Annotated in this window: 15 protein-coding genes and 1 pseudogene; 14 read left to right on the top strand and 2 right to left on the bottom strand. The window is 71.6% G+C overall.

The features are described from left to right. Window positions 1-43 precede the first annotated feature (43 nt). From K7C20_RS25955 to gatB, 11 genes and pseudogenes are all read left to right on the top strand, one after another. Window positions 44-733: an SDR family oxidoreductase gene (locus K7C20_RS25955; protein ID WP_053209787.1), complete on the top strand. Its 690-nt coding sequence runs from the start codon at window positions 44-46 to the stop codon at window positions 731-733. A gap of 118 nt (window positions 734-851) precedes the next feature. Further along, window positions 852-1229 (top strand): MarR family winged helix-turn-helix transcriptional regulator, encoded by a 378-nt coding sequence (locus tag K7C20_RS25960; RefSeq protein WP_048830209.1) that lies wholly within the window; start codon window positions 852-854, stop codon window positions 1227-1229. A 121-nt stretch (window positions 1230-1350) separates the two neighbouring features. Next, window positions 1351-2772: an MFS transporter gene (locus K7C20_RS25965; RefSeq protein ID WP_078953421.1), complete on the top strand. Its 1422-nt coding sequence runs from the start codon at window positions 1351-1353 to the stop codon at window positions 2770-2772. A 337-nt stretch (window positions 2773-3109) separates the two neighbouring features. Further along, window positions 3110-4065: pseudogene (locus K7C20_RS25970) on the top strand (methionine synthase). Between the two features lie 31 nt (window positions 4066-4096). Next, window positions 4097-6313, top strand: coding sequence for an NAD-dependent DNA ligase LigA (gene ligA, locus K7C20_RS25975; RefSeq protein ID WP_030087692.1), 2217 nt, complete (start codon window positions 4097-4099; stop codon window positions 6311-6313). A 156-nt stretch (window positions 6314-6469) separates the two neighbouring features. After that, window positions 6470-8578 (top strand): putative bifunctional diguanylate cyclase/phosphodiesterase, encoded by a 2109-nt coding sequence (locus K7C20_RS25980; protein WP_053209788.1) that lies wholly within the window; start codon window positions 6470-6472, stop codon window positions 8576-8578. A 128-nt stretch (window positions 8579-8706) separates the two neighbouring features. Next, window positions 8707-8868 carry a hypothetical protein gene (locus tag K7C20_RS25985; protein WP_160328758.1) on the top strand — a complete coding sequence of 54 codons (162 nt, stop codon included), beginning with the start codon at window positions 8707-8709 and terminating at the stop codon, window positions 8866-8868. 290 nt (window positions 8869-9158) lie between these two features. Continuing rightward, complete coding sequence (gene gatC, locus K7C20_RS25990) at window positions 9159-9455, top strand: Asp-tRNA(Asn)/Glu-tRNA(Gln) amidotransferase subunit GatC (protein ID WP_006602950.1); 297 nt, start codon at window positions 9159-9161, stop codon at window positions 9453-9455. Between the two features lie 98 nt (window positions 9456-9553). Further along, window positions 9554-11047: an Asp-tRNA(Asn)/Glu-tRNA(Gln) amidotransferase subunit GatA gene (gene gatA, locus K7C20_RS25995; RefSeq protein WP_053209789.1), complete on the top strand. Its 1494-nt coding sequence runs from the start codon at window positions 9554-9556 to the stop codon at window positions 11045-11047. 5 nt (window positions 11048-11052) lie between these two features. After that, entirely contained in the window at window positions 11053-11286 is a 234-nt protein-coding gene (locus K7C20_RS26000; protein WP_030087700.1) for a hypothetical protein, read from the top strand. 16 nt (window positions 11287-11302) lie between these two features. Further along, a complete protein-coding gene (gatB, locus tag K7C20_RS26005) occupies window positions 11303-12811 on the top strand; it encodes an Asp-tRNA(Asn)/Glu-tRNA(Gln) amidotransferase subunit GatB (RefSeq protein ID WP_030087702.1) in 1509 nt (502 codons plus the stop codon). Between the two features lie 109 nt (window positions 12812-12920). On the opposite strand, the gene K7C20_RS26010 is transcribed toward gatB, so the two are convergent. Further along, window positions 12921-13178 (bottom strand): hypothetical protein, encoded by a 258-nt coding sequence (locus tag K7C20_RS26010; protein WP_030087704.1) that lies wholly within the window; start codon window positions 13176-13178, stop codon window positions 12921-12923. Window positions 13179-13438: 260 nt separating this feature from the next. On the opposite strand from K7C20_RS26010, the gene K7C20_RS26015 reads away from it, so the two are divergent. Beyond that, window positions 13439-14341 carry an LLM class F420-dependent oxidoreductase gene (locus K7C20_RS26015; RefSeq protein WP_053209790.1) on the top strand — a complete coding sequence of 301 codons (903 nt, stop codon included), beginning with the start codon at window positions 13439-13441 and terminating at the stop codon, window positions 14339-14341. Between the two features lie 59 nt (window positions 14342-14400). On the opposite strand, the gene K7C20_RS26020 is transcribed toward K7C20_RS26015, so the two are convergent. After that, window positions 14401-15405, bottom strand: a complete 1005-nt coding sequence (locus tag K7C20_RS26020; RefSeq protein ID WP_053209791.1) for an aldo/keto reductase — start codon at window positions 15403-15405, stop codon at window positions 14401-14403. A 270-nt stretch (window positions 15406-15675) separates the two neighbouring features. On the opposite strand from K7C20_RS26020, the gene K7C20_RS26025 reads away from it, so the two are divergent. Beyond that, window positions 15676-17787 carry a phosphocholine-specific phospholipase C gene (locus K7C20_RS26025; RefSeq protein WP_053209792.1) on the top strand — a complete coding sequence of 704 codons (2112 nt, stop codon included), beginning with the start codon at window positions 15676-15678 and terminating at the stop codon, window positions 17785-17787. Between the two features lie 235 nt (window positions 17788-18022). Further along, complete coding sequence (locus tag K7C20_RS26030; protein WP_053209793.1) at window positions 18023-20281, top strand: MMPL family transporter; 2259 nt, start codon at window positions 18023-18025, stop codon at window positions 20279-20281. Window positions 20282-20385 lie beyond the last annotated feature (104 nt).

Raw genomic sequence — 20385 nt, forward strand, 5'->3', positions numbered from 1 at the left:
CCGCACCCCGCGGCCCCGTCGCCCGCTCGTTAGGATCGGCCCCATGGGTACGCACTTGATCACGGGCGCAGGATCGGGCATCGGAGCGGCGGTCGCACGGCGGCTCGCGGAGCGCGGGGAGGACCTGTGGCTGCTGGCACGCAACGCCGTCCGGGCCAAGGAGCTGGCCGCGCAGTTCCCGGGTGCCCGCACGCTCGTGGGTGACCTCGCCACCCCGGAGAAGCTGTCCTGGGCGTTCGGACAGCAGCCGCTGCCGGACCGGATCGACTCCCTCCACCACATCGCGGGCGTCATCGAGCTGGGCGCGGTCGGCGATCTGCCGGCCAAGGCCTGGCAGCGGCAGCTGACCGCCAACCTGGTCGCGCCCGCCGAGATCACCCGGCTGCTGCTGCCGCTGGTACGGGTCGCCCAGGGGCATGTCGTCTTCGTCAATTCCGGCGCGGGGCTCCGCGCGAACGCCCAGTGGGGCGCGTACGCCGCGAGCAAGCACGGCCTGAAGGCGCTGGCCGACTCGCTGCGGGCGGAGGAGCACGACAACGGCGTCCGGGTGACCTCGGTCTACCCGGGACGTACGGCCACGCCGATGCAGGAGAGTACCCACCGGCAGGAGGGCAAGGAGTACGACCCGGCCCGCTGGATCGACCCGGAGTCGGTCGCGACGGCCATCCTCACGGCCATCGACCTGCCGCGGGATGCCGAGATGAACGACGTGTCGGTGCGGCCCGGCCGCTAGGAACCGGGGCCGCCGCCCCCGGAAGCTTTCCGCCGTGGCGACGTACGCTGCATGAGTGACCACTGAAGCGAAGTCGACCGCGGCGGCGGGGTGCGGGTTCCGGGAGATCCGGGGGCTCGTGACGGAGCTGGGCCGACGGCTGGACGCCCATCAGCGCAGCCGGATCGCCGAGCTCGGTCTGACGCCGACGCAGGCCAAGGCGCTGGAGGAGCTCGGCGAGCCGAAGACCGCGCGGGAGCTGGCCGCGGTGCTGTGCTGCGAGCCGCCGAATGTCACCTATGTCATCTCCAAGTTGGAGAAGCAGGGCATGGTCGTGCGCCGCCCGCACCCCTTGGACGGGCGGGCCAAGCAGCTCGTCCTCACCGATGCGGGACGGGAGTTGCGGCTCGATCTGCTGCGGCGGATGGGGACCGCCTCGCCGCTCGACCATCTGTCGCACGAGGAGCGGGCCGCGTTGCGCGATGACTTGCTGAAGGCGCTGGGGCGGGGCGACTGACCCCGTCGGCGTACCTGCCGCACCGAGGCCCCGGGATGCCCGGGGCCTCTTTCGTATGCGTTCAGTAAAGTTATAGCTGTAATCATTGTGCGCGTGAATGGCTACAGCTTTAACTAAATTCATGATCACTGAGAAAGCGGCGCCGGGCGTGACGGCGAGCCCGGACCAGGCCGTTGACGGCGGCCGCGGCCCCCGGCCGCACTCCCGCAGCGGCGTCCAACTCCTCGTCCTGGCGCTCGGGTTCGTGATGGCGAGCCTCGACACCGGCATCATGAATGTCGCCGCCACCGACCTGCGGGCCCGGCTCGGACTGAGCATGTCCGGCCTCACCTGGGTCGTCGACGGCTATGTCCTCGCCTTCGCCGCGCTGCTGCTGCTCGCCGGGTCGCTGGCGAAACGGTTCGGCGCCCGCCGGATCTATCTCGTCGGGCTCGCCGTGTTCACCGGCGCGTCCCTGCTGGGCGCCGTCGCGCCGAACGGCGTCGTCCTGGTGGCCGCCCGCTTCGTCCAGGGCGTGGGTGCGGCGCTCTTCATGCCCAGCTCGCTGTCGCTGCTGATGCACGCCTTCCCCGAACCGGCCCGCCGGGCGAAGATCCTCGGCATCTGGTCCGCGATCATCTCCACCTCCGTCGGCCTGGCGCCGACCATCGGCGGCCTCCTGGTCGGCACCCTCGGCTGGCGCAGCATCTTCCTCGTCAACCTGCCCATCGGCGTCGCGGGACTGCTGCTCACCCGGCGGTTCGTGGCGGCCGTCCCGGCCCGGGGCACGGCGCTCGGCGGCAGCGGCCACGTCCTGGGCCTGCTCGCCCTCGGGTCGCTGAGCTACGCGCTCATCGAAGGGCCCGACAAGGGCTGGTCCGCACCGTTCGTCCTGGGGGCCTTCGTGGTCGCCGCGCTCGCGCTCACCGGATTCCTGCTCCGTGAGCGGGCCGCCCGCACCCCCGTCCTGCCGGTCGCGCTCTTCGCGGACAGCAGCTTCACCGCGGCCAATATGGTCGGCTTCCTCTTCAACTTCGCCTTCTACGGGGCGCTGTTCGTCCTCGGCCTCTTCCTCCAGACCGCGCGCGGCGCGAGCCCGGTGGCGGCGGGGCTCCAGATGCTGCCGGCCGTCCTCGTCATCCCGGTGGGCAACATGCTCTACGCCCGGATCGCGCCGCGGATCGGCAACCGGGCCGCGCTCACCGGGGCGCTGGCGCTCTCCGCCGCGGGCTACGTCCTGCTGTTCCTGCTCCTCGCGCCCGGTCTGCCGTACTGGGTGATCGCGGTGGTGCTCGCGCTCACCAATATCGGCAGCGGGGTCAGCTCCCCGGCGATGACCGGCGTCCTGATGGCGGCCGCGGGCCGCGAGCACACCGACATCGGCAGCGCGACCCTCAACGCCAACCGCCAGACCGGCTCCCTCGTCGGCATCGCCGGCATGGGCGCCGTACTGACGGGCGCGGGCGACGGCTACCAGGGCGCCGCCTATGCCTTCGTGCTGACGGCGGGCGCGCTGGCCGTCGCGGCGCTGGCCGCCCGGCTGGGCATACGCACCCGGGTATGAGGGGGTACCCGGCCCGGCCTGGGGGAGGTACCCGTCCGGGTGCCGGGCGTACGCACCGAAGCCTGACCGCCGTACGTACCCGAGCGTGACCGCCGTACGTCTTCGGGCGGGGCGGCGGCAGCGTTACGGGCCGCCCTGCGCTCCCCTCCTGACGCACCTCGCCCCCCACCGGTACGGCCGGCTCGTCCACGCACCACGTACCCCGCCACCCCTCGATTCGACCGGCTTGTCCGCACACCTGGCGCACCCCGCCGGCCGTGCTGCCGCATACCCTTCCTGGGTGAGCGAGAACAGCACGCAGAAGTGGGCCGCGGGCGCGGCGACCGGGATCGGATCCATGCCGGGCGGTGACGCGCGGGAGGCGGCGAAGACCGTCACGGGATCGGTGGAGGCTTTCCCGTATCTGCCGGAGCTCCCGGCCCGGGGGCCCGGCGCCGACATGATCGGGCGGACCCTGGGGATGCTCGTCGAGGTCTACGGCCATGTGGAGCCCAGCGGCTGGCGGATCAGCGACCGGCCGGGCCGCGACACCCGCCGCGCCCACTCCTGGCTCGGTGAGGATCTCGACGCCCTGGAGGAGTTCACCCAGGGCTACGAGGGGCCGCTGAAGGTCTCCGTGGCCGGCCCGTGGACCCTGGCCACCGCGCTGGAAACGCGCAACGGTGAGGCGGCCCTCGGCGACCCCGGCGCCTGCCGGGATCTTGCGGCGTCCCTGGCGGAGGGGCTGCGCGGCCATCTCGCCGACGTACAGCGGCGGGTGCCGGGCGCCCAGGTCGTGCTGCAACTCGACGAACCGTCGCTGACGGCGGTGCTCCAGGGGCGGGTGAAGACCGCGAGCGGCTACCGCACCCACCGGGCCGTGGACCGGGTGGTCGTCGAGGGCGCGCTTCGCGATCTTGTCGCGGTGGCGGAGGGCGGCCCCGTGGTCGTCCACTCGTGCGCGCCCGAGGTGCCGTTCGGGCTGCTGCGGCGAGCCGGTGTCACGGGTATCTCGTTCGATTTCTCACTGCTCACCGAGCGTGAGGAGGAAGTGATCGGGGAGGCCGTCGAGGGCGGTACGACGCTGTTCGCAGGCGTGGTGCCGGGCGTGGACAGCCGATTGTCAGACCCTGCCGGTAGCGTCATGGGTGTCAGGACGCTGTGGCGCAGGCTGGGGCTGACGCCAGGGACTCTCGGCGAGTCCGTGGTCCTCACCCCACGTGCGGACTTGCGGGCGCTTCGCCCGCTTATGCCCGCTCGGCGCTCGCCCACTGCGTCCGGGCGGCGAGATCACTCGCAGACAACCCTGAGTGACCGCACTCAAGGACCACGGGAGGACAAAACGGTGGCTGGCGAACAGCACGCAGCGGAATCCAAGGTGCCCGCAGCGGCGCGGGAGAAGCACGCGCAGCTCGCTGAGCAGATCGACGAGCATCGCTTCCGGTATTACGTGAAGGATGCCCCGGTCGTCAGCGACGCGGAGTTCGACAAGCTGCTGCGCTCCCTGGAGGCTCTGGAGGACGAGCACCCCGAGCTGCGCACCCCGGACTCCCCGACCCAGAAGGTCGCCGGGGCGTACGCCACGGAGTTCACCGAGGTCGAGCACCGCGAACGGATGCTCTCGCTCGACAACGCCTTCGACAACGAGGAGTTGGCGGCCTGGGCCGAGCGGATCGCCGGTGAGCTGGGCGGCGACCCCAAGAGCGCCGGCTACCACTTCCTGTGCGAGCTGAAGGTCGACGGCCTCGCCGTCAACCTCACCTACGAGCAGGGCCGGCTGACCCGCGCCGCCACCCGCGGCGACGGCCGTACGGGCGAGGACATCACGCCCAACGTCCGGACGATCGCCGAGATCCCGCACCGTCTCAAGGGCGACCGGGTCCCGGATCTGGTCGAGGTGCGCGGGGAGGTCTACTTCCCGATGGAGAAGTTCCTGGAGCTCAACGAGCGGCTGGTGGCGGAGGGCAAGCCTCCGTTCGCCAACCCCCGTAACGCCGCGGCCGGTTCGCTGCGCCAGAAGGACCCCAAGGTCACGGCCGGGCGACCGCTGCACATGGTCGTCCATGGTGTCGGTGCCCGCGAAGGCCTGGAGATCGACCGGCAGTCGGAGGCCTACGACCTGCTCAAGGAGTGGGGCCTGCCGACGGCCACCCACAACAAGGTCCTCGATTCCCTGGCGGCGGTGCGCGAGTTCATCGCCCATTACGGCGACGCCGAGACCCGCCGTACGGCCGTCGAGCACGAGATCGACGGCGTGGTCGTGAAGCTGGACGAGATCCGCCTCCAGGGCCGGCTGGGCTCGACCTCGCGGGCGCCGCGCTGGGCGATCGCCTGGAAGTACCCGCCGGAGGAGGTCAACACCAAGCTCGTCGACATCCGCGTCGGCGTCGGCCGCACGGGACGGGTCACCCCGTATGCCGTGGTCGAACCGGTGACGGTGGCCGGGTCCGAGGTGGAGTTCGCCACCCTGCACAACCAGGATGTGGTCAAGGCCAAGGGCGTGTTCATCGGGGACACCGTCGTGATCCGCAAGGCCGGCGACGTCATTCCGGAGATCCTGGGCCCGGTCGTCGATCTGCGGGACGGCAGCGAGCGGGAGTTCGTGATGCCGGCCGAGTGCCCCGAGTGCGGGACGGCCCTGCAGCCCGCCAAGGAAGGCGACATCGACCTGCGGTGCCCCAACGCCCGCGCCTGCCCCGCCCAGATCCGTGAGCGGCTGTTCTATCTGGCCGGCCGCAAATGCCTGGACATCGAGAACTTCGGCTATGTCGCGGCGACGGCGCTCAGCCAGCCGCTGGAGCCCGCGGAGCCGCCGTTGAAGGACGAGGGCGATCTTTTCGGTCTCTCCATCGAGCAGCTGCTGCCCATCAAGTCGTATGTCCTCGACCCCGATTCCGGTCTGCCCAAGCGCGACCCGAAGACCGGCGAGGAGAAGGTCGTCACCTTCTTCGCCAACCAGAAGGGCGAGCCGAAGAAGAACGCCCTGGCCATGCTGGAGAACATCCAGGCCGCCAAGGAGCGCCCGCTGGCCCGGATCATCACGGGCCTGTCGATCCGGCATGTGGGCCCGGTGGCGGCCGAGGCGCTGGCGCGGGAGTTCCGCTCGATCGACCGCATCCGGGACGCGGACGAGACGGAGCTGGCCGCCGTCGACGGCGTCGGGGCCACGATCGCCGCCTCGTTGAAGCAGTGGTTCGCCGTGGACTGGCACCAGCAGATCATCGAGAGCTGGCGGGCCGCAGGCGTCCGGATGGAGGAGGAGCAAACGGGTGATGAGGGCCCGCGTCCCCTCGAAGGCGTCACCGTCGTCGTAACGGGCACACTTCAGTCACACACCAGAGATGGCGCGAAAGAGGCCCTCCAGAACCTCGGAGCGAAGGTGACCGGTTCTGTTTCGAAGAAGACCGGATTCGTAGTGGTGGGCGACAACCCCGGTTCGAAGTACGACAAGGCCATGCAGTTGAAGGTCCCCGTGCTGGACGATGATGGCTTCGCGGTGCTGCTGGAGCAGGGTCCTGACGCAGCGCGAGCGGTAGCTGTCACTCCGCCTGAGGAGGAGTGAGGTGTCACCCCATCGGCGCATACCAGATTGATCCGCGACGCCGGGTCGCATTCGGGCAACCGTCGTCGATCGCTGCCCGTGGCGGCCTTCCGCGGCCTACTGTTGAGGAGTGCGCCTGCCGTGGCGCGGGCACAGCCGGCTGTGAGAGGGATCGGAATGAAACCGACCGACAGCGCCGCTCCGGCGTCGCGGCTCCGGCGGCTCGTCGTGCCCGCGCTGCCCGCGACCATCGTCTCCGTGGCGGGCCTCGCGCTCGCCACGGGCGTCATCGTCACTCTCGGCGAAGGTGACGCGCTGTTCCCCGGCGGTTCCATAGGCTGGTCGCTGGCGATCCTCACCGGCATCATCGTCGGCCATCTGGTCGCCCTCGGCCGGGACCGCTGGTGGGGCGGCACGGGCTCCGGCGCCGCCCTGGCCCTCGCCGTCCTGCTGCTCTACGGCTGGGTGCCCGCCACCCTCGTCAGCCTCTCCGTCGTCGTCCTGGTCGGCGCCGCCCGCCGGCACCGCTGGCGACAGGCCGTGGTGCACGGTGCCGTGGACATCCTCGGCATCGGCGCCGCGGCGCTCGGCCTCGCCGCGTTCGGCGTGGTCTCCAGCGTCCGCCACCCCTGGGCCCCGCCGGCCTGGAATCTGTCCGTCCTCCCCGAAGTCGTCGTCACCGCCGCCGGCTACCTCTTCGTCAGCCGCGGCCTCCTGTGGGTCAGCCTCACCCCGCGCACCGGCCAGCTGCCCGCCATCCCCCGAACGGCCGTACTCCGCCAGGCACTCGTCGGCATCGCGCTGCTGGGCATCTCCCCGCTGATCGCCGTCTGCGCCCTCCACGCACCCCTGCTGCTGCCGCTGTTCGCGGTCCCGCTCATCGCGCTGGACTCCACCCTCTGGATCGCCCGCGCCCGCGCCGAGGAACAGCTCCGCGACCCGCTCACCGGCCTGCCCAACCGCCAATGGCTGCTGGAGCGCACCTGGACCGCGCTGGACGACGCCGAGCGCGTCGGCTCCCGCTCGGCGCTGGTCCTCATCGACCTGGACCGCTTCCGCTCCGTCAACGACACCCTCGGCCACCTCGCCGGCGACCGCCTGCTGCTGCAGATCGCCGACCGCCTGCGGCACGCCCTCCCGCGCGGCGCCGAGGCGGCCCGGCTCGGCGGTGACGAGTTCGCCGTCCTGCTGCCCACCACCGACTCCCTCACCAGCTCCCAGCGGGTGGCCCGCAATCTCGTCGCCGCCCTCGGCTCCCCGCTGGACCTCGACGGACTGACCCTCGTGCTCGAAGCCAGCGCCGGGGTCGCCGTCTTCCCCGACCACGCCCTCGACGCCGAAGGGCTGCTGCGCCGCGCCGATGTGGCCATGTACCAGGCCAAGCGGGACCGCAGCGGCGTCGAGCTCTACGAAGCCAAGCGGGACGGCAACACCCCCGACCGGCTGGGCCTGTTGGGCGATCTGCGCCGCGCCCTGGACGCCGGCGACGTCGAGCTGCACTACCAGCCCAAGGTCGGCTTCGACGGGCATGTCGCCGGGCTGGAGGCGCTGGTCCGGTGGGTGCATCCGGACCGCGGCCGGGTGCCACCGGACGAATTCATCGCCATCGCCGAGTCCTCCGGGCTGATGCCGCGGCTGACGGAGTACGTCCTCGAGACCGCGCTCGCCCAGGTGGCGCGCTGGCGTGCGATGGGCCTGGAGGTGCCGGTCGCCGTCAATGTCTCCCCGCGCGATGTGCACTCCCCGGGCTTCGCCGGAGCGGTCGCGGCCCGGCTCGCCCGGCACCGCGTCCCACCGGGCTCCCTCCAACTGGAGATAACCGAGCACGTCCTCCTGGAGGACCCGCAGCGGGCCGCCGACACCCTCGCCGGGCTCACCGCGCACGGCGTGAAGATGTCCCTCGACGACTTCGGCACCGGCTACTCCTCCCTGGTCCATCTGCGGCGGCTCCCGGTGAGCGAGCTGAAGATCGACCGCTCCTTCGTGGCCCGGCTGGCCGTCGACAACGAGGACGCCGAGATCGTCCGCTGCACCCTCGACCTCGCGCACTCCCTCGGCCTGCTGGTCGTCGCCGAGGGCGTCGAGGACGACGAGACCTGGGAGCGGCTGCGCGACCTCGGCTGCGACGCCGTACAGGGCTGGCTGGTGGCCGCCGCGATGCCACCGGACGAGACCACGGCCTGGCTCAGAGCCCGCGGCGAGCGCGGCTGGCAGCGTGAATCGGAGACGGCCGCCCTGGCGGCGGAGAAGGCCGCCGAGCGCCCTTCGGGACAGGTCTTGAACTGACCCGGCCACCGGCCGTCCCGTGTCCCCGCTCCGAAGAACCCGCCCAGACGCCCCCAACAGCGGACCATCCCGCCGAGCACCGGCCGGCCGACGAGAGCGACGCGTCCGGAGAGAACGCCGGCTCCGACGTGTCCGGAGAGAACGCCGGCTCCGACGCGTCCGGAGAGAACGCCGCCTCCGACGTGTCCGGCGACCTCGTCTTATCGGAGGAGGCGGAGGAGACCGAGGAAGCGGAGGAGAGGGAAGAGGCAGCTGAGGCAGAGGAGCCCGCCGGGCCGGAGGCTCCCTGACGGGCCCCGACACCCTCCGGCCGACAGGCCCCGGCACCCGCCGGGCGGATCTGGGAACCGTCCCGCGCAGATCTCGGAACCGCTCGGCGCGGTCCTTGGAACCGCTCGGCGCGGATCGCGGAAACGCGCCGCGCCCGACGTTCACGGCCGCCCCCGGCGAAACGGTTTCGCGGCAGCTCTTCCGTACGCCATAGGATTGGGCCGGAAAAGTTCACAGGAGCATTCGAGAGAAGACTCCGCCTGGACTCTCCGCCCGGAACACTCCGCCCAGAACACCAGAGGATCGCTGCATGCCTGGCATCACGCGCGAGGAGGTCGCCCACCTCGCCCGGCTGGCACGTCTGGAGCTGAAGGCAGAAGAGCTCGACCACTTCGCCGGACAGCTCGACGACATCATCGGCGCGGTCGCCCGCGTCTCCGAGGTCGCCGACCAAGACGTACCGCCGACCTCCCACCCGCTGCCCCTGACCAACGTCATGCGGCCGGACGAGGTCCGTCCCTCGCTGACCCCCGAGCAGGCGCTCTCCGGCGCCCCGGCCCAGGAGCAGCAGCGTTTCAAGGTGCCGCAGATCCTGGGGGAGGAGTGACCGTGAGCGACGCACGCGCGGCCGCCGGGCCGTACCCGACCGCGAAAGCCGCACCTCTGCGCCGCGCGGGCGGAGAAGCGAACGAAGAAGCTAGGGCCATGGCAGACCTGATCAAGCTCACCGCCGCCGAGATCGCGGCGAAGATCGCCTCCGGCGAGGTCACCGCCGTCGAGGTGACCGAGGCCCACCTGGCGCGCATCGAGGCCGTCGACGAGAAGGTGCACGCCTTCCTGCACGTCGACCGCGAGGGCGCACTCGCCCAGGCCCGCGCCGTGGACGAGAAGCGCGCCCGCGGCGAGAAGCTCGGCCCGCTGGCCGGCGTCCCGCTCGCGCTCAAGGACATCTTCACGACGGAGGGGATTCCCACCACCGTCGGCTCGAAGATCCTCGAAGGCTGGATCCCGCCGTACGACGCGACGCTGACCAAGAAGCTCAAGGCCGCCGACGTCGTCATCCTCGGCAAGACCAACATGGACGAGTTCGCCATGGGGTCCTCCACCGAGAACAGCGCCTACGGCCCGACCGGCAACCCCTGGGACCTGACCAAGATCCCCGGCGGCTCCGGCGGCGGCTCCAGCGCCGCGCTGGCCTCCTACGAGGCCCCGCTCGCCATCGGCACGGACACCGGCGGTTCCATCCGCCAGCCCGCCTCCGTCACCGGCACGGTCGGCGTCAAGCCCACCTACGGCGGCGTCTCCCGCTACGGCATGGTGGCCTTCTCGTCCTCCCTCGACCAGGGCGGGCCCTGTGCCCGTACGGTCCTGGACGCGGCGCTGCTGCACGAGGCCATCGCCGGCCATGACCCGCTGGACTCCACCTCCATCGACGCCCCCGTACCGCCGGTCGTCGAGGCGGCCCGCAACGGCAGCGTCGAGGGCATGCGCGTCGGCGTCGTCAAGCAGTTCCGCGGCGAGGGCTACCAGGCCGGTGTCATCCAGCGCTTCGACGAGTCCGTCGCGCTGATGAAGGAGCTGGGCGCCGAGATCGTCGAGCTGGACTGCCCGTCCTTCGACCTGGCGCTGTCCGCGTACTACCTGATCGCGCCCTCGGAGTGCTCCTCCAACCTGGCCCGCTTCGACGCCATGCGCTACGGCCTGCGGGTCGGCGACGACGGCACCAAGTCCGCCGAGGACGTCACCGCGCTGACCCGTGAGGCCGGCTTCGGCGACGAGGTCAAGCGCCGCATCATCCTCGGCACGTACGCGCTCAGCTCCGGCTACTACGACGCGTACTACGGCTCCGCCCAGAAGGTGCGGACGCTGATCACCCGTGACTTCGAGAAGGCCTTCGAAAAGGTCGATGTGATCGTCTCGCCGACCACGCCGACCACCGCCTTCCCGATCGGCGAGCGCGCCGACGACCCGATGGCGATGTACCTCGCCGACCTGTGCACGATCCCCACCAACCTGGCAGGCAACGCGGCGATGTCGCTGCCCTGCGGCCTGGCCCCCGAGGACGGGATGCCGGTGGGCCTGCAGATCATTGCTCCTGCCATGGCCGACGACCGGCTCTACAAGGTCGGTGCCGCGGTCGAGGCCGCGTTCACCGCCAAGTGGGGTCACCCGCTGCTCGAGGAGGCACCTGCACTGTGAGCGCCATGACCAAGAAGGCCAAGAACTTCAAGAAGTCCAAGGGCGGCCTGTATCTGTCGATCGGCAGCACCGCGTTCGGCGCCCTCAGCGTCGCGAAGCAGGCCAAGCTGGCCCGTCAGGAGAACGACACGCTCCGCCTGATCGACGCCGCCGTTTCGGCCGCGGCGATCGTCACCGGCCTGGCGATCCTCTACCGCGAACTGAAGCGCCTGGGCGACGACGACGTCCTGCTGGGCTGAGAGGGAAAGTTTCACCGTGACTGTCACTGACCTGGTGTCGTACGAGGACGCCCTCGCGACGTACGACCCCGTCATGGGCCTGGAGGTCCATGTCGAGCTCGGCACCAAGACCAAGATGTTCTGCGGGTGTTCCACCACCCTGGGCGCGGATGCCAATGCGCAGACCTGCCCCACCTGCCTGGGCCTGCCCGGCTCGCTGCCCGTCGTCAACGCGATCGGCGTCGAGTCCGCGATCAAGATCGGCCTGGCGCTGAACTGCTCCATCGCCGAGTGGTGCCGTTTCGCCCGGAAGAACTACTTCTATCCGGACATGCCCAAGAACTTCCAGACCTCCCAGTACGACGAGCCGATCGCCTTCGACGGCTACCTCGACGTACAGCTGGAGGACGGGGAGATCTTCCGGGTCCACATCGAGCGCGCCCACATGGAGGAGGACACCGGCAAGTCCACCCACATCGGTGGCGCCACCGGCCGTATCCACGGCGCCCGGCACTCCCTCCTGGACTACAACCGCGCCGGTATCCCGCTCATCGAGATCGTCACCAAGCCCATCGAGGGCGCGGGCGAGCGGGCCCCCGAGGTCGCCAAGGCGTACGTCGCCGAGCTGCGCGAGCTCATCAAGGCGCTGGGCGTCTCCGAGGCCCGCATGGAGCAGGGCCAGATGCGCTGCGACGTGAACCTGTCGCTGCGTCCCCAGGGCACCGAGAAGTTCGGCACCCGTTCGGAGACCAAGAACGTCAACTCCCTGCGCTCCGTGGAGCGTGCGGCCCGGTTCGAGATCCAGCGGCACGCCGCGGTGCTCTCCTCCGGCGGCACGATCGTCCAGGAGACCCGGCACTTCCACGAGGAGGACGGCTCCACGACGGCCGGCCGCATCAAGGACAACGCCGAGGACTACCGCTACTTCCCCGAGCCGGACCTGGTGCCGGTGGCCCCCTCCCGCGAGTGGGTCGAGGAACTGCGCGCCGCGCTCCCCGAGCTGCCGCGGGTCCGCCGCAACCGGCTGCGCGAGGAGTGGGGTATCTCCGAGCACGACATGCAGTCGATCCTCAACGCGGGCGCGGTCGACCTGATCACCGCCACCGTCGACGCCGGCGCGGACTCCGCCTCGGCCCGTAAGTGGTGGATGGGCGAACTGGCCCGCCGTGCCAACGAGGACGGTGTGGACCTGGCCGCCCTGCCGATCACCCCCGAGCAGGTCGCCCGGGTCGCCGCACTGGTCGCCGAGGGCTCGCTCAACGACAAGCTGGCCCGCCAGACCATCGAGGGCGTGCTGGCCGGCGAGGGCGACCCGGACACCGTCGTCGAGAAGCGCGGCCTGAAGGTCGTCTCCGACGAGGGGGCCCTGGGCACCGCCGTCGACGAGGCGATCGCGGCCAACGCCGCCGTCGCCGACAAGATCCGCGGTGGCAAGGTGGCCGCCGCCGGCGCCCTGGTCGGCGCGGTCATGAAGGCCACCCGCGGCCAGGCCGACGCGGCCCGGGTCCGGGAACTCATCCTGGAGAAGCTGGGCGTCGAGGGCTGACGCGCGCTCCCCTGCGCATGACGGTGAGCGGCCGTCCTTCTTCGGAAGGGCGGCCGCTCTCTGCATGCCGGAGGCGCCCCGCGCGCCCGCCCGGGGTGCGCCCTGCTCCTCATTCCGCGAAGAGCAGGCTTCCGCCGAAGGCCGTGAGCAGCAGCCCGCAGCACGCGGCGAACGTCATCCAGGCCTTCTCCCTGCGCCACCCGAGCACGGCGAACACCGCACTGCACAACAGGACCAGGTCCACCACGACGGGCCCGGGCCGGAGGTCGCCTCTGCCTGCGCTGATGAGGGCCGCCACGGTGAGGAACAGCGCGAGAGCGCTGATTCCCAGGGCGATGTGGCGCGGGTAGTGGTTGCCGGTCGGCATGGTGTGAATCCTTCGCCGGGAGGGAGGTGGGAGGAGGAGAGGAGAGGGAAAGGGGAAGGGCGGCGGGGCACTCGTGCCGGCGCCGGCCGGGGATGCGATCCACTGTGCGGCTTGCTGATCAGGGTATGCGGCTGAATTCGTGGACGTGTCCGCGTGGCGGAATGCCGAGGGGGTTACCGGTGCTGAGGGAGGGGGCGACATGATCGCCTCAGCGGGTCGCTCCTTGACGAGAGCGGTACGCCGGCAGTGAGGAGCTGACGATGCAGGACACTCTCGCCGCAAGGATCGGCCGGGTCGGGGTCTGGCACGGCGGTCTCGGGAGCGTCCCGGCCGCCATCGAGCGCCGGGCGGCTGCCGAGATCGAGCGACTCGGCTACGGCGCTCTGTGGTTGGGCGAAGGGCCCGCCGCCAAAGAGGCGTTCAGCCACGCCGGTCTGCTGCTCGCCGCCACGGAGCGGATCACCCTCGCCACCGGCATCGCCAACATCTGGGCCCGCGACGCCGCCGCCGCGAACGGCGCCGCGCACACCCTCGCCGAGGCGTACGACGGCCGTTTCCTGCTCGGCCTGGGCGCCAGCCACGCCCCGATCGTCAACCTGCGCGGCCATGCGTACGCCAAGCCGTTCGCCGCGATGCGCGAATATCTCGATGCGATGGACGCCGCCCCGTACGAAGGCCCGGTGGCCGACCCGGCACCGGCCCGGGTGCTGGCGGCACTCGGCCCGAAGATGCTGGAGCTGGCCAGGGACCGTACGGCCGGCGCCCACCCGTACTTCGTCACTCCCGAGCACACCGCCCGCGCCCGCGAGATCCTCGGCACCGGTCCGCTGCTCGCCCCCGAGCAGGCCGTGCTGCTGGAGTCCGATCCCGCGACGGCCCGCTCGCTGGCCCGCGAGCACCACACGCGTTTCTACCTGGAGCTGCCGAACTACACCGGCAATCTGCGCCGCCTCGGCTTCGGGGACGAGGACTTCGCGGGCGGCGGCAGCGACCGGCTGGTGGACGCGATCGTGGCCTGGGGCGACGTGGACGCCGTCCGGCGGCGCGTACAGGAACACCATGACGCGGGTGCCGACCATGTGGCCATCCAGCCGCTCGCGACGGACCGCGGGCTGGGTATCGACCAACTGCGGGAACTGGCACCGGTGTTGATCAACGCCTGAGGCCGGGCGGCGGCGCGGTGGGGGTTGCGGGCGCGGCCTGAAGCCGTCCCCTGCCCGCCTCAGTGGCCCAGCCGCTCCAGGGCGGCGAGCGGATAGCGCTCCCCGGACACGGCGCCGTCGGGTACGGCTGCCCGGAGCCGGGCCACCTGCTCAGCATCGAGTTCGATGCCGGCCGCCGCCGCGTTCTCCTCCAGGTAGCCACGGCGCTTCGTACCGGGGATCGGCACGATGTCCTCGCCCTGGGCGAGCAGCCAGGCGAGGACGGCCTGCGCCGGGGTGCAGCCGAGGGAGTCCGTGGTGGTCCGCACGGCCTGGACGAGCCGCAGATTGCGGTCGATGTTCTCCTCGGCGAACCGCGGCCACCGGCGCCGGGCGTCCTCGGCGGTGAGGTCGTCGCGGGAGCCGAGCGCGCCCGTCAGCATCCCGCGCCCGAGCGGCGCGTACGCCACGACGCCGATGCCGAGCTCCCGGCAGGTCGCCAGCATCTCGCCCTCCACGACGTCGCGGGTGAAGAGGGAGTACTCCAGCTGTACGGCGCTGATGGGGTGCGTGGCATGCGCCCGGCGCAGCGTCTGCGGGCTCACCTCGCTGAGGCCGAGGTGGCGTACGGCACCGGCGGCGACGAGATCGGCCATCGCACCGACCGTCTCCTCGATGGGAACGGCCGGGTCGCGGCGGTGCATGTAGGAGAGGTCGATGCGGTCCGTGCCGAGGCGGCGCAGCGAGGCGTGGCACGCCTCGCGCACCCAGGAGGCGGAGGTGTCCACCTCGTTCACCCGCCCGGTGGCGGCGTCGTGCCGCAGCCCGAACTTGGTGGAGAGCACCAGCTCGTCCCGCTGCGAGGCGGTACGGCGGCGCAGCCAGCGGCCGAGGAACTCCTCGTTGGCGCCCCGCCCGTAGGCGTCCGCGGTGTCCAGCAGCGTGACGCCGAGCTCGGCGGCACGGTCGAGGGTACGGAGCGACTCGGCGTCGTCCGGGACGCCGTACGAGGCCGACATCCCCATGCAGCCGAGGCCGAGCGCGGAGACGTTCGGCCCGTGTGTGCCGAGCTGACGCTGCTTCATGATGACTTAGGCCTCCGGCAGTTGATGACGTCCGCGAGGAATGCGCCTGCGATCGCAGCATCCCATATGCCTGCTGATGCACACTGATCCGGTGTGGGTCGTCAGCATCATCCGAAGGCCTGAGAAGCGGCTGCGCCGGCCGTTCCCGAAGTTGTCACCCGGCTATCTGTCGTCCGTCACGGCAGTCCGTTAGCGTCCCCGTCGCACCCTCGCAGTGGAGTGGGCACGGACCATTGACTGGCTGAGGGACCGTCGACTGGGAGGTCGGGCGTGACACCTGAGGTATCTCGTAGACGTGTACTGGGAGTTGGCGCGGCAGCGGCGGGCGCGGCGATGACGGGGTCGATGCTGCCGCCGTCGTTGCAGCAGGCGCTGGCGGACGACGCGGCACGGCCGGCGCGGGGCTGCGGCGGGATCGAGGACATCAGGCACGTCGTCGTCCTGATGCAGGAGAACCGTTCCTTCGACCACTACTTCGGGATGCTGCGCGGCGTACGCGGCTATGCCGACCGCAATGCGATCGAGCTGCCCGGCGGCCGCAGCGTCTACGAGCAGCCGGGGCCGCCGGGCCTCGGGACCGTGCTGCCCTTCCCGGTGCGCGAGGCGGCCGCGGCGCAGAAGAAGGACCTCCAGTACATCGGCGCGCTGGACCACAGCTGGTTCGGCGGGGCCGTGGCGTGGAACGGCGGCTGGACGAACAACTGGGTCACCGCCAAGACCGCCGCCGCCATGGCGCACTACGACCGGCAGGACGTCCCGCTGCACTACGAGCTCGCGGACACCTTCACCGTCTGCGACGCCTACCACTCCTCGATCCACTCCTCCACCAGCCCCAACCGCAACCACCTGGTGAGCGGGTGGACGGGCTACGAGCCCAACGGAAGGCGGGCGGTGGGCAACGACGCCTACGAGGAGGACACCCACACCGGCTACACCTGGACCACCTACGCCGAGCGCCTGGAGAGGGCCGGCCGCAGCTGGCGGGTCTACCAGGAGTGGGACAACTTCACCGACAACAACCTGGAGTTCTACGCGAGCTTCAAGGCGGTCGCGAAGAAGGCCCTGGCCGAGGTGGACGGCGTGCAGAACATGACCGGCTTCTACGGGAAGCTGGCGGCCGCCGACGAGGCCGGGCGCAAGCGGCTGAAGGGGCTGCTGGAGAAGGGGGTCACGGGCCTCGGCCGCGCCGAACGCAGCCTGTTCGAGCGGGCGCTGCGCCGCGGTGAGCCGGACTCCACGGCGACCGCGTTCGCCGCCGATGTCGCGAGCGGCAAGCTGCCCGAGGTGTCGTACATCGTGCCGTCCGCCGCGGACTCCGAGCACCCCGGCTCGTCCTCGCCGGCCGAGAGCGCCACCATCGTCTACAAGGTGCTGGACGCGCTCGGCAGGCACCCGGAGGTCTGGCGGCACACCGCGCTCTTCCTGACGTACGACGAGAACGACGGGTTCTTCGACCATGTGCCGCCGCCGGTCCCGCCGCCCGGGACGGCCGGGGAGTTCTGCGACGGCCTGCCGACCGGTCTGGGCATACGGGTGCCGATGCTGGTCATCTCGCCCTGGACGGTCGGCGGCTACGCCTGCTCCCAGGTCTTCGACCACACCTCGATCACCCGCTTCCTGGAGCGCTGGACGGGGATCGAGGAGCCGAACATCAGCGCCTGGCGGCGCGCCGTGTGCGGCGATCTCACGGCCGCCTTCGACTTCTCCCGCGGGCGCAAGCAGCCGTCCGTACGGCGGCCCGGCGAGATCCCGGCGTTCAGCGGGCGCTGGTCGCCGCGGCCGCCGGCCGAGCAGGCGCTGCCCCGCCAGGAGGGCGGCAGCCGCCCGGCCAGGGCGCTGCCGTACCAGCCGGACGCCGACGGCGGCTTCGACCCGGGCGCCTCGGTCTTCCGGCTGGCCGTACGCAACGACGGGAAGGCCACCGCGCATCTGGCGCTCTACCCGTACGCGAAGGAATTCGACGCCCCGCAGCACCGGGATGTGCGGGGCAAGGGGGAGTGGGAGGTACCGGTCAAGGACAGCACGTACCGCTTCACGGTGACCGGGCCGAACGGCTTCCGGCGGGAGTTCGCCGGGACGGGGCAGGGCGCCGCCGCGGCCGTCAGGATCAGCACACGGATCGACGCCGGGCGGCAGGAGCTCCATCTGACCGTCACCAACCACAGCCGCACCGACCTCACCTTCACCCTCAGGCCGCTGGCCTATGCGGACAGCGCGCCGCGCACGGTGAAGGTGAAGGCCGGCAGCATCCGCACCGTCGCCCATTCCGCCGCGGACGCGCACGGCTGGTACGACCTCGGCCTCACGGCCGCCGAGGACACGTCCTTCCGCCGCCGGCTGATGGGACACGTGGAGAACGGCAAGGAGTCGGTCACCGGCTGAGACGCGGCGGACGGGGCGGGGGAGGCGCAGGGGACGAGCTCCCCATTCCCGGCTCTTTGTGGGGAAGTCCACAAACACCTCAAAGGATCTCTCCGGGCTGACACCCTGCACAAGAGGGGAGCCCGCCGCTCCCACCAGGCATCCGGCGGGCCCGCCCCGTCCCCCGTACATCCGCGCTCGGCACCGCCCGCTCCCGGGAGCTATCGACGCACAACCCGGGAAGCAGACGAGGTCCGTGACCGCTCTGGCTCGGTGGTGTCTCAGGCGCCGCATCGTCGTGATCGTTCTCTGGCTCGCCGCCTTCACGGGGGTCGCCGTCGCCGCGGGAGTGACGGGGTCCGCGTACTCGAACGACTACGAGGTCCCCGGGACCGAATCCGGGCGGGCGGCGGCCCTGCTGGACCGGGCCTTCCCCGGGCAGTCCGGGGACAGCGACAGCATCGTGTGGCACACGGACTCCGCAACGGTGCGCTCCGCCGCAGTCCGCAGGACGATGACGGACACCCTGGAGAAGGTCGCCGAGCTGCCCGGCGTCGCCGCGGTGCGGAGCCCCTACGGCGGGCCCGGCGCCCACCCGTCCGGCGGGCGGAACGGGCGGCAGATCAGCAAGGACGGGCACACCGCCTACGCCTCCGTGCTCTTCGGCCGCTCCACCGACGAGCTGGACCCCGCCCAGGTCCAGAAGGTCGTCGACACCGCGCGGCGCGCGTCCGGCCGCGGCCTTCAGGTCGAGCTGGGCGGCGCCGGGATCGCGCTCACCGAGGCGCCGCGCGCCCAGCTCCCGGAAATCATCGGGCTCGGTGCCGCGGCCGTGGTGCTCTTCCTCGCCTTCGGGTCGCTCGCCGCGACCTTCCTGCCGATCGTCACCGCGCTGGCCGCCGTCGGGACCGCCTCGGCCGGCATCACCCTGCTCAGCCACGCCATGACCGTCGCCGACTTCGCCCCGATGCTCGGCATGCTGATCGGGCTCGGCGTCGGCATCGACTATGCGCTGTTCATCGTCACCCGGCACCGCAAGGGCCTGCGGGCGGGGCTGCCGGTCGAGGAGGCCGCCGTCCGCGCGGCCGCGGTGTCCGGGCGGGCGGTCGTCTTCGCCGGGGCCACCGTCTGTATCGCGCTGCTGGGCATGCTGATCCTGCGGCTGAGCTTCCTCAACGGCGTCGCCCTCGCCGCGTCGCTGACCGTCGTGCTGACCGTGGCCGCCGCCGTCACCCTGCTGCCGGCGCTGCTCGGACTGATCGGGATGCGGGCGCTGAGCCGGCGCGAGCGCCGGCAGCTGGCCGAGCACGGACCGCGTCCCGACCGGCCCACCGGTATCGCCGCCCGCTGGTCAGGGTTCGTCGAGCGGCACCCCAAGCTGCTGGGAACGGTCGCCGCGGCCCTGATGCTGGCCCTGGCACTGCCCGCCTTCGGGCTGCACCTGGGCACCTCCGACCAGGGCAACAACCCGGCCGGTTCGACCACCCGCAAGGCGTACGACCTGCTGGCGGGCGGCGGTCCCGGCGCCGGACGCGGGAGCGGCTTCGGGCCCGGCTCCAACGGGCCGCTGACGCTCGTCGGCACCCTGGACGGCGCCAAGGACCGGATCGCCTTCGACAAGCTGCCGCACCGTCTGCGGGGCACGCCCGGCGTCGCCCAGGTCAGCGCCCCCGACTTCAACGGCAGCCACAGCGTCGGCGTGATCACCGTCGTGCCCGCCGGCTCGCCGCAGTCCCGGCAGACCTCCGACCTGGTGCGACACCTGCGTACGGACGTGCTGCCCGCGGCCGGGGGCGCGAGCACGCTGCGGGTGCAGGTCGGCGGCATCACCGCCAGTTACGACGACTTCGCGTCCGTCATCGTCGGCAAGCTGCCGCTCTTCATCGGCGTCGTCATCGCGCTCGGCTCGGTCCTGCTGCTGCTCGCCTTCCGCAGCATCGGCATCCCGCTGAAGGCCGCACTGATGAACGTCGCCGCGGTCGCCTCGTCCTTCGGGATCGTCGTCGCGATCTTCCAGTGGGGCTGGGGGAGTGAGCTGCTGGGGCTGGGCAGCGCCGGACCGGTCGAACCGTTCCTGCCGGTCATCATGGTGTCGGTGCTCTTCGGCCTGTCCATGGACTACCAGGTGTTCCTGGTCTCCCGGATGTACGAGGAGTGGCAGCTGACGCACAACAACTGCCGTGCGGTACGGGTCGGGCTCGCCGAGACCAGCCGGGTGATCAACTCGGCGGCGGTCATCATGATCGCGGTGTTCGGGGCCTTCGTTCTCAGCGGCGACCGGATCATCGCGATGTTCGGCATCGGCCTGGCCTCCGCCGTCGCCCTGGACGCCTTCGTGCTCCGTACGCTCCTGGTGCCCGCCCTGATGCACCTGCTGGGCGGCGCCAACTGGTGGCTGCCGTCCTGGCTCGACCGGTGGCTGCCCCGGATCAGCATCGAGCCGCCGCCGGAGCCGGGCACGGCGGCGTGGCTGCCCGGACCGCAGGACGGTGAGAAACCGCTGGTGGGGGTCTAGCGGGTGGCTCCCCGGGGCCTGGGAACGGCCCGGCCCGGCCCGGTCCGGAGGCCGGCGCCCGGCGTGTCGCCCGCTCTCGCCCGCCTGCTGCCGCGGTTCTCATC

The sequence above is a fragment of the Streptomyces decoyicus genome, from assembly GCF_019880305.1.
In the GTDB taxonomy this organism is placed as follows: domain Bacteria; phylum Actinomycetota; class Actinomycetes; order Streptomycetales; family Streptomycetaceae; genus Streptomyces; species Streptomyces decoyicus.